The sequence below is a fragment of the Woeseia sp. D3-10 genome, assembly GCF_055809415.1.
The window spans coordinates 1,048,161-1,062,640 of sequence record NZ_JBVVTW010000007.1 but is presented as its reverse complement, the minus strand read 5'-3'; the positions used below and the strand labels follow the sequence as shown (position 1 = coordinate 1,062,640).

Sequence of the window (14,480 nt, the reverse complement as noted above, 5' to 3'; positions counted from 1 at the left end):
GACATATGGGCATTTTCCGGAAAATCTATTTCTCACTGGCGTTGGTTTCGCTGGTATTCCTGCTGTATTCGTTGCTCTAGCAGCGGGCCGGGTGCGGGTGACCTCACCGACAGTGGCGAGTACACTGCGCGCTGGTTTTGGTTTCTGCGGCACGCTCATGAGCACCTTGCGCACACGGCTGATTTTCCTGGTTTTTCTGTTTCCGCTAAGCGGTGGGATGGCTGCCGCTGAGGTGCAGGACTCGGCCAGCGGCGGTTTCACGATTGAGCACAGTGTCACCTTGCCGGTAACGCGACCGGTGGCCTGGGCGGCCGTGGTCGGCGACATTGGGCGCTGGTGGAATGGTGAGCACACGGTTTCCGGCGACGCTGCCAATCTGTACATCAGCGCCGTGCCGATGGGCTGCTTTTGTGAGCAGCTGGGCGAGGACGGCGGGCTTGTGCATCTTATGGTGACCTTCGTGAACCCTGGTGTGATCTTGCGCTTAACCGGCGGTCTGGGTCCCCTGGGGCTGATGGGCGTCAACGGCAACATGACGCTCGAGTTTCAGGATGTCGCCGATGATCCAGGTCATTCCACGCTAACGTTGCGCTATGCCGTGGGTGGTTACCACGCCGAGGGTCTGGACGGGCTCTCGGAACCGGTCGATGCCGTGCTGGGTGAGCAGCTGGAGCGACTCCTCGACTATGCCAAGGCGCTCTCTGAATGATGGCGCGCGTATCTGCAGTCGACACGCGAGCCGCGCCGGCACCGGCCCGTTCGTCGACGGTGGTTGTTCTGCGTGATGCACAAGACGGGCCCGAAGCATTGCTTGTCAGGCGACACAGTAAAGCCTCGTTCGGTGCAAGCCATGCCTTCCCGGGTGGCTTGCACGAAGATGTCGATGCCGAGGTAGCCGATCTGTGTGATGGCTGCACTGAGAGCGCGGCCTGCGATTGCCTGGGGATCGACACTGAAGGCCTGAAATACTACAGCGCGGCGATTCGCGAGCTGTTCGAAGAAACCGGCGTGTTGCTGGCGCGTCGCAATAGCGCCGAAGGCCTTGCCACGCTGGTCGAGAACAATGAATTTGATGATGCGCGCAGCTGCATTCACGGCGGCGAATTGTCGTGGCGCAGGTTCTTGCAACAACATGAATTGCGACTTGCCTGCGATCAGTTGCATTATTTTTCGTACTGGGTGACACCGCGTGATCGCAGAAGACGCTATACAACACGGTTTTTTGTTTGCGCCTTGCCGCAGGGGCAGCAAGCGTGGCACGACGGCACCGAGTTGACCGACAGCTGCTGGTTGACGCCGACGAAAGCGCTGCACGCGGCGGATGCCGGTGAGCTGGTCCTGCCGCCACCAACACGCGCGACCTTATCAGATCTCGCTGGGCTCAATGCTGTTGAGGACGCTCTTGCCTGGGCGCGGCAACAGCAGGCCGACGGTGTGCCCTGCATCTTGCCGGCGGTCATCGGTCATGGCGATGCAGCGCGTATCGTCCTGCCCGGTGATCCGGACTACCCGGCCGAGCTTGAGGGTCAGCAGGAATGAGCAGTGAGTTGATCCCCGGCGTTCCGGTTACGCTGGCTGAGAACGTTGTGCGTCTCATCGCGCCCAATCCGGGCATGATGACCGGACCAGGTACGAACAGTTATTTGCTCGGTCGCGGCGAGGTTATGGTCGTTGACCCCGGGCCTGCGATTGAGTCACACGTCGATGCCCTTTGCGCCAATGCCGACGGTGATATTCGTTACGTGCTGGTCACTCACACGCACAGCGACCATTCACCGGCGGCGAAGATGCTGGTGGCGCGCTGTGGCGCGCAGTTGCTCGGCAGGCCAGCACCTCCAGGGCGGCATCAGGACGCGGGCTTTGTGCCTGACCGGGTACTGCAGGACGGTGATGTCGTTAGCGCCGACGGCAGTGCGCTGCGGGTTTTTCACACGCCGGGTCACGCGTCGAACCATTTGTGTTTCCTGCGTGAAACGGACGGCCTGTTGTTCACCGGCGATCACGTCATCAATGGCTCGACGGTGGTTATCGATCCGCCTGATGGCAATCTGGCTGACTATCTCGCGTCATTGGCACGCTTGCGCGAGGAGGCACTTGCGGCCATTGCGCCCGGTCATGGCGACTTAATGGACGATCCGCACGCGGCAATCGACTGGATCATCGATCACCGTTTGCAGCGAGAGGCGGGCGTTGTCAAAGCCTTGCAGTCGAATCCCGACGTGACGTCCATGGAGTTGACGCTCGTGGTGTACGCAGACGTCGGTCAACACCTGCACCCGGTCGCAGAACGTTCTTTACTTGCTCATCTTCTGAAACTGCAGGCGGACGGTCGTGCCGACTGCGTGGAACAGCGGTGGCGTTACCGGTCAGGCTAGACCACCGCTGTTTCGGTTTTTCAGCCCAGGTCTGAAAACTTCCCGCCGTTTTCTGCCAGCTCTGCCAGCAGCGCCGGTGGCTTCCAGTAGGTGTCACCGAAGCGTTCGCAGAAATCACAAATTCGTGAGTAGACTTTGTCAAGGCCGACCTGGTCAGCGTAGTGCATGGGTCCACCGCGGTACTTCGGGAAACCGTAGCCGTTGGTCCAGACCACGTCGATGTCCGAGGCGCGGTAGGCGATCTTGTCTTCCAGAATGCGGGCACCCTCGATAATCAATCCGTAGATGCAGCGTTCGATGATTTCCTGCTCACTGATCTCCCGTTGCTCTACGCCAAGCCGTGCTGCCTCGGCATTAATCAGCGCCTGAACCTCGGGGTCGGGTACGGGTGTCCGGCTGCCGTCAGGGTAGAGGTAAGTGCCACGCCCGGTTTTCCGGCCGAGCCAGCCTTTTTCGACGAGCACGTCGGCAACGCGGTAGAAGCGCGGGTCGTCCGGCTTGTCCTTGCGCTCCTTGCGGGCTTTGTAGCCGATATCCATGCCCGCCAAATCGTTGACGGCATTCGGGCCCATGGCCATACCCCAGTCCTGCAATACCCGGTCGATGACCTCGGGTGCTGCGCCTTCCAGCAATAACATCTGATTCTCGCGGCCGTAGCTGTACAACATCCGGTTGCCAACGAAGCCGTAGCAATTGCCGACTACAACGCCAATCTTGCCCAGCGCTTTCGCAAACGCGATAGACGTTGCCAGCACATCGTCGGACGTGTCGCGGCCGCGCACGATTTCAAGCAGTCGCATGATGTGCGCCGGACTGAAGAAGTGCATGCCGATAACATCGCCCGCGCGGCCGCTGGCCGCGGCGATAGCGTCGACGTCGAGCGTAGACGTGTTGCTGGCGAGTATGGCGCCGGGCTTGCAGTGTTCGCCCAGCCCGCGAAAAACCTGCTGTTTGACGGCCATGTTTTCGAATACGGCCTCGATCACGAGATCAGCGTCACTTACCGCCGTCAGGTCGTCACTGGTTTCGAAGCGGGACAGACAGGCCTCGGCAGCGGCTGTGGTGAGCTTGCCGCGCTCGACGCCGCCTTGCATCAGGCTGCGGACAGTGGCATCGCCACGGGCCACGCCGTCCGCGTCTTTGTCGAGCAGTCGTACCCGGTAGCCAGCGGTCAGGCAGTTGTGCGCAATGCCGGCACCCATCGTGCCAGCGCCGATCACGACGATCTGTTCCAGGCTGCGTGCCGACACGTCGCGGTCGAGGTTGGGTACTTTGCTTGCCGTGCGTTCGGCGAAGAAGGCATGGCGTAGTCCGGCCGACTGACTCGAGCCCTGGCATTCCAGAAACGCTTCGCGTTCGAGGCGCATGCCATCGGCGAATGAGGATGTCGTAGCGGCCTGTACGCAGTCGATGATCTTTGACGGCGAAATCAGGCCGCGAGTGCGTTTCGCGATCGCGCTACGGCGCTGCTCGAAGTAACCGGCATCGACAGCGGCGACAGACCGTTCACTGCTGCGTTGAACTGGCTTGCTGGCAACCTCGGTCGCGAACTGAACGGCGCTCGAGAGCAATTCGTCGTCGTCAGCAATAACATCGATGAGGCCATTGATCGACTTGTCGGCAACGTTGCGAGGTTTGCCGTCCAGGATCACATCAAGCGCTGCTTCAGCACCGATAAGGCGGGGCAATAGCTGGGTGCCGCCAGCGCCCGGCAAAAGCCCCAGCAGAACTTCCGGCAAACCGACCTTTGCGCTCGTGGCGGCGACCCGGTAATGGCAGCCCATCGCGACTTCAAGACCACCGCCGAGGGCGGTACCGTGCAATGCCGCGACCACCGGCTTGGTCGATGCATCCAGCGCCAGCACCAGTTCGGGCAGAAACGGCTGCTGTGGCGGCTTGCCGAATTCGCGAATATCCGCGCCGGCACAGAAGGTGCGGCCAACGCAATGTACAACGGCCGCGTCAAGGCTGTCGTCATCCGCAAGTTGTTGCAGGCATTGCATAAGGCCTGCGCGTACCGCGTGCGACAACGCATTGACTGGCGGATTGTTGATGCTGACAACGGCAATACGTCCTTGTCGATTTAGCTCCGTGATGCTCATTTACTGGTTCCTGTCAGTTCGCGTTCGGCGCGCATTGTCGCAGATTTGGCCAGGTGGTTGGGAGTGGCTGTCGATTTCCGACAGGCCGGGCGAGGCAAGACTTGATGTGCCCTAAAACATCGAATAGCGTAAACTCTCCCTCCCATACCAAGACCAGCAGGATCAGGCATGACCTTCGTAGTGACCGAGACATGTATCAAATGCAAATTGACCGATTGTGTCGAGGTTTGCCCGGTGGACTGTTTTCACGAGGGGCCCAATATGCTGGTCATTGATCCGGACGAATGCATCGATTGCACCCTGTGCGAACCAGAATGCCCGGTCGAGGCGATTTTCTCGGAAGACGAACTGCCGGAAGGGCAGGAGCAATTCATCGAGCTTAATCGCGAGCTTTCTGCCAAGTGGCCGGTTATTACCGAAATCAAAGATCCGCCCGCCGATGCCGACGACTGGCGCGACGTCAAAGACAAGCTGAGTCTGCTCGAACGCTAGTGAATCGCCTGCAGACAGCAGTCCGATGTTGAGCCTGCGCGCACGGCTGATCCGCTATCTTGCGCGGCAATATTTTCGTCGCGTTACACCTGATCGAGACATTGCTGAGCTTCGCCAGTCGTTCGAGGACGTAACCAAACGACTGCGTGTGCCCCGCGAAGTGTCGGCGCTGCAAGCGACAATCAGAGATGTCGATTGCGATTGGTTAGTGCCCGATGGTGCGGAAAACGCACCTGTTATCCTTTATCTGCACGGCGGCGCTTATGTCATGGGTAGCAGCCGGACCCACCGGCATCTCGTCGCCACGATCTGCAAAGCAGCCAAAGTGCGGGCTTTGCTGCCGAATTACCGTCTGGCGCCGGAGCATCCGTTTCCGGCCGGCATTGAAGATGCCTGTGCGGTTTACGAACAACTGCTGGAGCAGGGCGTTCTGCCTGAGCAAATCATCATCGCAGGCGATTCTGCAGGTGGCGGACTGACGGTGGCGAGCGCGTTGACGTTGCGCGAGACAGGCCGGTCGATGCCGGCAGCGCTCGTTTTACTTTCGCCGTGGCTCGACCTGAGTGCCAGTGGCGACTCGGTTCGTAGTCGTGCAGAGCAAGACCCGTTGTTTCGTGGCGAAGACATGCCGGTGGTCGCGCGTGAATATTGCAAAGCTGAAGCCGTACGTGATCCCCTGGTATCGCCGGTATTTGCCGACGCGAGTGGCTTGCCGCCGGTGTTCATTCAAGTAGGCGATCACGAAATATTGCTGAATGACTCAACACGTTTTGCCGACGCGATTTCAGCCGCGGGCGGAAAGGTGACATTGCAGGTGTGGCCGGAGATGTGGCACGTATTCCAGTTCTTTGTTGGCCGGATGCCGGAAGCCAATCGGGCTATCGCGGATATTGCAGCCTACGTTCGCAAAGCTTTTTCCTTACCAGACTAGAGCCTTTCGACTAAAAGCCCGACTGCCGCTCGCTGTCATCGTACATTTTGGTCAGAAACTGCCGGATTGCCGGAACCGCTTCCTTGCGGGTCATCAGCTGTTGCTGTTCCAGAACCTTGGCCATGTCCCCGATGGTTCGCTTGCCATCGATGAGCGACATGATGAAGGTGTAAATCTGCGTCGACATGGCTTGAGTGCGGAAGGACGGCAACAACGGTACGGCTTCTTTGCCGGTGACAATCCAGTCCGGCAACGCTTTGTAACGCGCAGGTCGCTTTGCATTGTCGGTTTTCGTCGCGCAGAACGTGAACACCGTTTCCAGCCGGCCATGCCGGCTCGCCGGTGAATTCATGTACGGGATGTCGGCCTCGCTGACGCCCGTCATCTCAAAGCCGGTGTTGCCCACGATGTTGATAATTTCCTCCGCGCTGTAGCGACGTGCGCGCTGCGGGTGATCAAAGGCCAGCGAGCCGAAGTTCAGCCAGCGACCGCCGGGTTTGAGTAAACGGTTTACGCGGGCGGCGAATACCGGGAAATCTTCACTGACGATATCGATTAGCCACGGAGTTACGACGGTATCCACCGAGGCTTCCGCGAACGGTGGTCGCAGGACATCGCCAAACAGCAGGTAGAAGCCTTCCCGAACCACTTCGGGTGCGCTGAGTTCCCTGAGCACGGCAGTGTCGGCTTGTGATTTTGGCGCCAACGGGAATTCGTGCATTTCGAGACGTTCACCGCGTACAACATCGCGAGCTATAAACAGCAGCAGCGGATTAAAATCCATAGCAAGCAGCCGATCAGTGGCGAATGACTGGTGCAGGTCGTAAGCGAGGCGGCACGCACCCGCGCCGAGCACCGCGGTGTCGCCCAGCGCTGCCTCGCTGCCCCCGGGCAGTACGGCGCGCAGTTGCTCGGTTGACGCGCGGTTCTCCTGTTCGCCCCAATTCCAGTCGCGGTGCACGTTCGCGTAGTAAGTCTGCAGGCCCTGATCACCTGGCAAGCGAGTTCGCAACGCAAGGTGTGATTCGTAACTGGCGTCCTGCGATTGCACGTCTACCGGCGACAACAGTTGCTGCAGCGTACGCCGGTGATGTTCTGTCGCCTGCTGCGTTGCTTGCAGGCGAATGCGCGTGAGTTCGTTCAGGTCCGCGGTTGCCAGCTCAGCCGTCAGGCGTTTCACCTCGTGCCCCAGTTGTTGCAATGCGAAATGCAGGCGGTTGCGCCATTCACCCAGGCTGGCATCCGGTTCCGCAAACATCCAGGGGATATCCCCGACGCGCGGAAAATCGGTCTTGCAGGCCGTGCAATGAAAGTGATTTTCTTTCGCGGTAAGCGGTGTCTTGTCGCAACGTGGGCAGGCGAGGAGTTCCAGCAGGCGGGCTGTATCGGTCATTGTTATCGGATCAACTGTAGATGGCGGCCAGTGCGGGCATTATGGCGGTCTGTGGCGAGCGGTGCCATCAGCGCTTGTACGCGTGAACGAATTCCCAACGTGCTGGTCTCTGTACTGCAGGCACAAGACGGGCTGGTTGCGGTCTTTCCGGGGTCATAACGTTGTGGACTATGCGGAAGTGGAGCGCGAGTTAGCCGGCGGCGATCGACCGGTACGTTGTGTGCTACAACTGACAATAACCAACAATGGGGGAGTGACAATGAGTTGCAGATCTTTCTACAGCAAGTGCGGCGCGGTAGTTACGTTGGTCGCGGTTGCGACGTTCGCAGTGCCGGCAGCGGCCGCCGATATGGATGCACTTGCACAAGCCACGCTCGATCGAGCCATCAACGGTGAGCATCGCAGCGCCGAAAACAAGGCTCGCGATCAGTTTCGAAATCCGCGCGAGACGCTGGCGTTTTTCGGTTTTCGGCCCGACATGACGGTCGTGGAGGTTTGGCCGGGCGGTGGCTGGTACACGGAGATTCTGGCTCCTGCACTGAAAGAAAAAGGGAAATTCTACGCGGCGCAATACGGTGTTAACCCGCCGGCTTCCTACCAGCGCCGGTATTTCGGTTCGTTCCTTACGAAGCTGGGCAGTGCACGTGATGTTTACGGAGATGTGGTTGTGACGCATCTCGACTTTCCTTATCAACTCGAAATTGCACCGCGGGAATCGGCAGACCTCGTTGTAACCTTTCGCAACGCGCACAACTGGTTCGGTCCCGGTTACGGAGAAAACCATGCGCGACTGGCGTTCACTGCCATGTTCGATGCCCTGAAGCCGGGCGGCGTGCTCGGCGTGGTTGATCACCGCTGGCCGGATGCGGCGACCGAGGATCCGAATGCGGAGAATGGGTATATCTCCGAAGAGCGCACCATTCGCTTTGCTGAAGAAGCGGGCTTTGAGTTCGATGGTCGATCTGACATCAACCGAAATTCCCGCGATACTCACGACCACCCGGAAGGCGTCTGGACACTGCCGCCGTCGCTGGTTCTGGGTGAGACCGATCAGCAGAAGTACCGGTCGATCGGCGAGTCGGACCGGTTTACATTGCGTTTCGTGAAGCCCGCGCAATAGCAGGCAACGGCCGGCGAATCCGCAAGTCTGTCAGGAAGCAGTGGTTGCGGTTCGCCGGTTGTAAAATTACGAGCTGCTGCCCGCTATTGTTGCCTCAAATTTCAGCAAGTAAGTCATTACTGGCGAGAGCACGACGCCGAATATTGGCGGCTGCTAGCCAAGCGCGATATTGATCACTGCGAAGCAATAGTCGCAGAGCCACTGGAGCTTATTCACGCGCGGTGTTCTGCCTGCCGATTCTGCGGTGGTTCCTTTCCCCATGCGAACGCGTTCTAATGATGGCTTACGCGTCGCTCAGGCCAGCGCCTGCGCGACCGCAGCGTACTTCCAAACACAGGAGAGTCGGCGTGCATGCAGTGAAAACACCCGTTAGCTTGATTGGTTTATCGTTGTCCCTTGCAGTGTTCGTAGCTGCTTGCGGTCAGAGCAGCAATAACGACACGGCAGAAAAGAGTGCTGCGCCGGCTGCTACGGCTGCAGTTGCTACTCAGGTCGAGGCATTGCCGGAGTCAGCCGAGGGTATGGCACGCGCGTTTCTTAAAGAACTGGTTGAGATCGATACAACGCAGTCAACGGGAAACACGACCGTCGCGGCCGAAGCGATGGCCCGGCATTTGCGCACGGCTGGCTTTGACGACGCTGACATCAATATCGTCGGGCCGACGCCGGACCGCGGCAACCTGGTCGTTCGTTACCGCGGTCGTGACAACGGCCGGAAGGCGCTGTTGTTACTTGCTCATATCGACGTGGTCGAGGCGGATCCCGCTGACTGGACGATGGACCCGTTCACGTTTGTCGAGCAAGAGGGCTATTTCTACGGTCGAGGCACCACCGACGACAAAGACGAAGCAGCCATCCATATCGCCAACCTGATTCGTATGAAGCGCGAAGGGTTTCAGCCGGACCGCGACATCATCGTTGCACTAACGGCCGATGAAGAGAGTGGCGATCACAACGGTGTTGCGTGGTTGCTCGAGCACCACCCCGAGCTGGTCGATGCAGAGTACGCGTTGAACGAGGGCGGCGGGGGTGCGAAAAAAGACGGCGTGCGCGTGTTTAACGGTGTGCAGGCCAGTGAGAAGGTATTTCAGAGCTACACACTGGAAGTGACCAACCCGGGTGGCCACAGCTCGCTGCCAGTGAAGGTCAATGCAATCTACCAGCTGGCGGACGCGCTGGTCCGGATTCGCGATTTCGATTTTCCGGTCAGCCTGAATGAAATTACCCGGGCCTGGCTTGAACGATCGGCACCGCTTGAGGAGGGTGAGCAGGCAATGGCGATGCGCAATGTCCTGAAGTCGCCGCCCGATGCGGCGGCGGTAGAGTATCTGTCGAAAATGCCTTTCTACAATTCACGTTTACGCACGACTTGTGTTGCTACGCTACTTAGCGGTGGACACGCAGAAAACGCCTTGCCGCAACGCGCCACGGCAAATGTAAATTGCCGCGTTCTGCCTGGCGCGTCAGTCGACGACGTTCAGCGAACGCTGGAAAGTGTCATTGCCAGTGATCAGGTGTTGGTAACACCAGTAGCCGTCGCGAAGCCATCGCCACCTTCACCGCTGAGTGCTGAAGTATTGGGCCCTATTGAGGCGATCACTGAGGACATGTGGCCCGGCGTTCCCGTTATTCCGTTGATGAGTACCGGCGCTACTGACAGCCTTTACCTGCGCAATGCCGGTATTCCTGTATACGGTGTATCCGGCTTGTTCAACGATATCGACGACAACCGCGCGCACGGTCAGAATGAACGCATCAATATTGAGGCGTACTACGAAGGGCAGGAGTTTCTGTACCGCTTGATGAAAGCACTGACCCGCTCGGATATGCGCTAGCAGGTTGTCGCCTGTAAGCAGGCAAAAAAAAGCCGGCAGCAATGCTGCCGGCACAACTGATGCCTAGCCCGTTGCACGGGCTGGTTCAGGCGGGGTTCAAAGGTCCTATCGTGCCGCTGACTATGGCGTCAAAGGCAGTCATCGAATCACGCAACGAGCTGTCGCCGAGTCCGTGGTTAGGAATGACATTGGCGAACAAGCCTTCTTCGCCGTGCAGAGCCATGTAATTCAGTACGACCGTGTTTACCAGCAGGTTCACGTTATTGGCGGCCGGCGTCGCTGCGCGTTGTACTGAGGCGCCGGCATCCATGTAGCCGATTTGCTGATGGATGGCCTGCTCCTCTGGCGTGCCACCGCGTAACGCGGGCCTGCCGTTCGGGTTATAAACCATGAAGAAGGCGGCGGCCGTCGACGAATTGTCGCTGACCCATTCACCTTTGCCGCGACCTTCTGCTGAATTGTCGATGGCGCCGTTCGATGACAATGAGCCATCACTGAAGACGTACATCATCAATGGCACGCCTATTCGTGCTGCATATTCAATGCATGCGCCCATGCAACGGCCGGCACGTTCGTCTTTCACTTCGCCTTCAGCACGCATGCCGCCGTGGTAGTCGTAGCCGCCCATCTCGATGCACGCAGCACCTGCAAAGCCGTTCATGACAAGTTTCATTACTGAAGCTGTCTTGCGGAACTCCTGACCATCACGGTTGTTGGCATTGAACTCGGCTTCCGAGAATATGCCATTCGGGCCGACAATAGCCGGGTCGTCCGCCGGGTCGAGCGGGGTTGCGCCGAATCGATCAGCGATGTCTGCGGCTTTCAGGTAGCCGCAACGAACCATGTCTTTGACCACAGCATCCGCGCTAACCGTCTGACCGGTATCAACAGCGTTCATTTTGCTTGAGCTGATGCGGTAAATGGATTCCATAACAGCCGTGGCGTCGTCCGGACCCAGGATGCCGACGAGCTGCCCGGTGTCGACCAGACCTGTGACGTCGCTCGGACGATCCACTTTGGTAGGTCGCAGTTCCGGGTCCATCATCATCGCCGGTACCATCGAATTGCCGCCGGAGTCGGTGTTCGAAGAACCCGCCAGCGTCAGGATAGAGCCGTCGGCGCCGGCTCGCGCAATACCGTACAGCGGATTGTGCGGGTTGTTGCCAGTGTCATTGTCGGAACGGGACGGGATAATCGCGCCGTTCAGATTGGCACCACGTCCGGGCGCCATACTGCGTTCCATGCCGCGTTTGAATGCGCTGTCGGAATGGAAGGCCAGACCGAAATCGGTGTTCGCGTAGGGCAGGCCGGTGGTCGGGTCGTTCAGTCCCGGCACCATGTCACCCGGCAGGCCAAGCTTTTCATAACCTGCGGTGCCGAGGAAATCCATTTGACCGCCTTCGCGGCCGACGAGAACGTTCGAACCGGCGATGTTTGCACCACCGGCGAGATCGAAGCAGATGAACGGAATCTTGCCAGCGCCTTCCGTTGCAATGTTGCACGGATTGGAGAGTAGCGGCGTCAGGTCACTCGACAACGCGGCGTAAGCGTCGCGCGGATTCGAGAACAAGCTGAGAACGCCGCCCGACAATGCGAGTGCGGAGCCGGACAGAAAGCCCTGCGAAACAAAGTCGCGGCGGGTGATCGGACGCCGATGGTCTGCATGCCGTTGTGGCGCGTCCCAATTGCGTGAATTGCGTTTGCTGGCCATATCAAATGCCTCGTTACTGTCCTTGTTTACTGCACTACGGTGACGGCGCTACCGAGCACCGCCGCACATACGCCCTTCGCAATTGCGCGGGTATTGGGATTATCTGCACTGACCAACAAGCGGTCGACCAGATTATTGGGTCGGGTACCGTCAGTCGTCACGTAACCGAGTTCGTCGCGAACCGTTGTGAAATCAGGTTGCGTCTGTATGCCGATGCCCATAACTCTGTCGATCAGCGGGTCGATGATCAGATTGCGATTCGCGCCACTGTAAGCAGCTGCCGGGCTCTGGTTGAAATCAAACCCAGGGAAGTACGCTGCAGCGCCGGGGCCTTCCACCAACGCGTTGCAATACTCAATGGCGAGCTGCGCGACGGCGACCTGATGAGACGACAGGAACGTTTGCACGTTCGGAATTGCCGGCAGCGACTGGCGCAGACTCTGGAACGTCATGTCGACCGACGTAGTCGTAGGGTCTACGCCGGTTACCGTAGCCATCGTCATGTTGATCTCATCAAAGGTACGTACACCAATGCGCTCGGCTGCCACCAAATCCTCGGGTGTGAGGATCAATGGTGGTTCCAGGCTGCGGACAAAGGTCTGGTCTCCCAGCAAGTCGAACGTGAGGAAGAATTCATCGTCTTCCGGGCCTTTCTCGAGAGGTATTACTGCGCCGAGTGCTGACAGTGGCTGGCCAAGTTCAGCAAATTCCGCTGCACTTAGCGTGACGTCGAGATTCGAATACGCTTGTCCGACGTGCACTTCTTCGCCATTTATACCAATGCGCATTCCCTGCAACGGAATACCTTCCGGTTGCTGCGCACTGTCCAGCGTGATGAAACTCGGCTGCGTGAACAAGTAGCCGTAGGAGTCGTATTGCGAAACCTCGAACAGGATGTAGCTGCTGGGTACGTCAATAATGTCTGCAATGCTGAATAGCAGGAAGAATTTCTCACCGACGCCGACGTCGAAGTTTTGCACGATCTGACCGGGTGTCAGTGTGCGATTGTGGACGGCGACCATCCGCAGCGTGCCTTGCCACAAGCCGCTGTTGGAAACTTCGTTGCCAAGCACGAAGGCGAACGTGTCTTGCCAGTCTACAAGCGAGCCGGCAGGAACCGGATCCGTTTGCGAGACCAGTTCGCCATTGACGTAGATGCTGCGTCCGTCGACAGCACTGTAATTGGCAACGACGTGTTGCAGCGATGCTTGCAGAATTTCGTCCGCGGACGGCGTCGACAAGGCCGGCATGCCGTTCAAGCTTGTTTCCGTGCTGCGATGCTGAAAATCGTAGTCGTACAAAGTTTGCTGCAGTGTGAAGTTGCGTGCGTCATCGCCCGCGGAATAGCTGATTATGCGAGCCATCTCCTGAGTGACGTTCGCTGGCACGACCCACGCTTCGATGGAGTATTCGCCCGTAGCTTTGATGAGGTCATGCAGCTTTTTGCTGGCCGCTGTCGATCCCTGTGCTTTGCCATCGTTGATGGTGATGCCCCAGCCGCCGAACCAGGTAACGTCGCCGGACAGCGTGAGGTCTATGGCTGGCTCGACACCGCTGGTGTCAAACGCCGTTGTACCACTGCCGGTCTTGAACTCCCACAGTCCAATCTGGTTATTCTCAAAGCGGTTGCCGCCAGATGCGACGGTGCCATCGACGATGCGCAACGCCTTACTGTTCACGAGCGCCGGATCCAGCTCGGTGACGGGAACGGTATCCGCGAATGCTTCAATGGCCGCCTGCATTTCGCTGGCTGATGCGGAGCAGCCTACGTCCCAGCAATTGTGGAATTCACTGCCCAGGCGAACGACAAATCGCGACGACGACGGATCATCCAGGTCCATGCGCGAACGAGCAGCATCGAATGCCGTTACCGCATCGGCTTCTGCGAAATACGGTTGCTGCGACGTCGGCGCTTGCGAGGTATGACAACCTGCGCAGTAGACGGTCAGAATCGGTGCATGGACCAGATTCTCGAAATCCTGCACAGTGGCGTTGGCAAAGTTTTTGCTCGAGCCCGGCTCGGATTCTGGTGGCGGATCAAGCTGAATCTGGCGTCCGCCAGCATCACCTTCACCAACCCAGTTCTCGATCCATGTCGTCATGATGTCGCCGCAAGCTTGCGGGTCCGACAGCCAGCAGTTGTGACCACTGCCAACCTTGCTGACCAGACGGGAGTTCGACGGCTGCGACAAATCGATAACGCTGTTGGCTGCTTCGTACGCCAGGTTCACGTCGTCGTGACGCGCAAACATCGGATTCTGATTAACCGATTCGTTGTGACAAGCGCCGCAACGGTTACTCGCCTGCACGTTGTCCCAGACATTCAGTTTGAACGCCTGGATATCGTCCGTAGCAGGCGGAGGACCCTGATAGCTGGACGGAGGTGTCACGCTGGTGACCGGGTTCTCGGTCGTTGCTGCACCACCGCCGCAAGCGGCGATAACGAATGCGGCTGCGACAACAGTTACTGCGTTGCGCAGGGCTGAGTAAGGGGTAGCCGTTTTATATACCTGTTCCATGG

Annotated in this window: 11 protein-coding genes; 7 read left to right on the top strand and 4 right to left on the bottom strand. The window is 58.7% G+C overall.

What is annotated here, in order from left to right; genetic code table 11:
- Positions 1 to 112: 112 nt before the first annotated feature.
- From AC0L8N_RS05510 to AC0L8N_RS05500, 3 genes are read left to right on the top strand one after another with little or no spacing between them, the layout of a single operon-like run.
- Entirely contained in the window at positions 113 to 709 is a 597-nt protein-coding gene (locus AC0L8N_RS05510; RefSeq protein ID WP_473666565.1) for a hypothetical protein, read from the top strand.
- Positions 706 to 1,539 carry an NUDIX hydrolase gene (locus tag AC0L8N_RS05505; RefSeq protein ID WP_473666564.1) on the top strand — a complete coding sequence of 278 codons (834 nt, stop codon included), beginning with the start codon at positions 706 to 708 and terminating at the stop codon, positions 1,537 to 1,539. Before AC0L8N_RS05510 ends, AC0L8N_RS05505 begins: the two co-directional genes overlap by 4 nt.
- Positions 1,536 to 2,375 carry an MBL fold metallo-hydrolase gene (locus AC0L8N_RS05500; RefSeq protein WP_473666563.1) on the top strand — a complete coding sequence of 280 codons (840 nt, stop codon included), beginning with the start codon at positions 1,536 to 1,538 and terminating at the stop codon, positions 2,373 to 2,375. The genes AC0L8N_RS05505 and AC0L8N_RS05500 overlap by 4 nt, the downstream gene beginning before the upstream one ends.
- 20 nt (positions 2,376 to 2,395) lie before the next feature.
- On the opposite strand, the gene AC0L8N_RS05495 is transcribed toward AC0L8N_RS05500, so the two are convergent.
- Positions 2,396 to 4,477: a 3-hydroxyacyl-CoA dehydrogenase NAD-binding domain-containing protein gene (locus tag AC0L8N_RS05495; RefSeq protein ID WP_473666561.1), complete on the bottom strand. Its 2,082-nt coding sequence runs from the start codon at positions 4,475 to 4,477 to the stop codon at positions 2,396 to 2,398.
- Between the two features lie 168 nt (positions 4,478 to 4,645).
- Between AC0L8N_RS05495 and fdxA the strand changes: the two genes are divergently transcribed.
- The gene (fdxA, locus tag AC0L8N_RS05490) at positions 4,646 to 4,969 is read left to right on the top strand and encodes a ferredoxin FdxA (protein WP_473666560.1); all 324 of its coding nucleotides are present in this window, start codon (positions 4,646 to 4,648) and stop codon (positions 4,967 to 4,969) included.
- A 25-nt stretch (positions 4,970 to 4,994) separates the two neighbouring features.
- A complete protein-coding gene (locus AC0L8N_RS05485; RefSeq protein ID WP_473666559.1) occupies positions 4,995 to 5,900 on the top strand; it encodes an alpha/beta hydrolase in 906 nt (301 codons plus the stop codon).
- 10 nt (positions 5,901 to 5,910) lie between these two features.
- On the opposite strand, the gene AC0L8N_RS05480 is transcribed toward AC0L8N_RS05485, so the two are convergent.
- Complete coding sequence (locus AC0L8N_RS05480) at positions 5,911 to 7,293, bottom strand: class I SAM-dependent methyltransferase (RefSeq protein WP_473666557.1); 1,383 nt, start codon at positions 7,291 to 7,293, stop codon at positions 5,911 to 5,913.
- 259 nt (positions 7,294 to 7,552) lie between these two features.
- Here AC0L8N_RS05480 and AC0L8N_RS05475 point away from each other — a divergent pair, with 259 nt between their 5' ends.
- On the top strand, positions 7,553 to 8,413 hold the full coding sequence (locus AC0L8N_RS05475; protein ID WP_473666556.1) for a class I SAM-dependent methyltransferase: 861 nt from the start codon (positions 7,553 to 7,555) through the stop codon (positions 8,411 to 8,413).
- A 347-nt stretch (positions 8,414 to 8,760) separates the two neighbouring features.
- Complete coding sequence (locus tag AC0L8N_RS05470; protein WP_473666555.1) at positions 8,761 to 10,248, top strand: M20/M25/M40 family metallo-hydrolase; 1,488 nt, start codon at positions 8,761 to 8,763, stop codon at positions 10,246 to 10,248.
- An 85-nt stretch (positions 10,249 to 10,333) separates the two neighbouring features.
- Here the strand turns inward: AC0L8N_RS05470 and AC0L8N_RS05465 are convergent, their stop codons facing one another.
- Positions 10,334 to 11,959, bottom strand: coding sequence for a hypothetical protein (locus tag AC0L8N_RS05465; RefSeq protein WP_473666554.1), 1,626 nt, complete (start codon positions 11,957 to 11,959; stop codon positions 10,334 to 10,336).
- 26 nt (positions 11,960 to 11,985) lie between these two features.
- Positions 11,986 to 14,478, bottom strand: a complete 2,493-nt coding sequence (locus tag AC0L8N_RS05460; protein ID WP_473666553.1) for a LamG domain-containing protein — start codon at positions 14,476 to 14,478, stop codon at positions 11,986 to 11,988.
- Positions 14,479 to 14,480 lie beyond the last annotated feature (2 nt).

Bases quoted from the DNA above. Each gene is read 5' to 3' on its own strand.
- AC0L8N_RS05505 (WP_473666564.1), top strand. From the start codon at position 706: ATGATGGCGCGCGTATCTGCAGTCGACACGCGAGCCGCGCCGGCACCG.
- AC0L8N_RS05500 (WP_473666563.1), top strand. From the start codon at position 1,536: ATGAGCAGTGAGTTGATCCCCGGCGTTCCGGTTACGCTGGCTGAGAAC.
- AC0L8N_RS05495 (WP_473666561.1), bottom strand. From the start codon at position 4,477: ATGAGCATCACGGAGCTAAATCGACAAGGACGTATTGCCGTTGTCAGC.
- fdxA (WP_473666560.1), top strand. From the start codon at position 4,646: ATGACCTTCGTAGTGACCGAGACATGTATCAAATGCAAATTGACCGAT.
- AC0L8N_RS05485 (WP_473666559.1), top strand. From the start codon at position 4,995: ATGTTGAGCCTGCGCGCACGGCTGATCCGCTATCTTGCGCGGCAATAT.
- AC0L8N_RS05480 (WP_473666557.1), bottom strand. From the start codon at position 7,293: ATGACCGATACAGCCCGCCTGCTGGAACTCCTCGCCTGCCCACGTTGC.
- AC0L8N_RS05475 (WP_473666556.1), top strand. From the start codon at position 7,553: ATGAGTTGCAGATCTTTCTACAGCAAGTGCGGCGCGGTAGTTACGTTG.
- AC0L8N_RS05465 (WP_473666554.1), bottom strand. From the start codon at position 11,959: ATGGCCAGCAAACGCAATTCACGCAATTGGGACGCGCCACAACGGCAT.
- AC0L8N_RS05460 (WP_473666553.1), bottom strand. From the start codon at position 14,478: ATGGAACAGGTATATAAAACGGCTACCCCTTACTCAGCCCTGCGCAAC.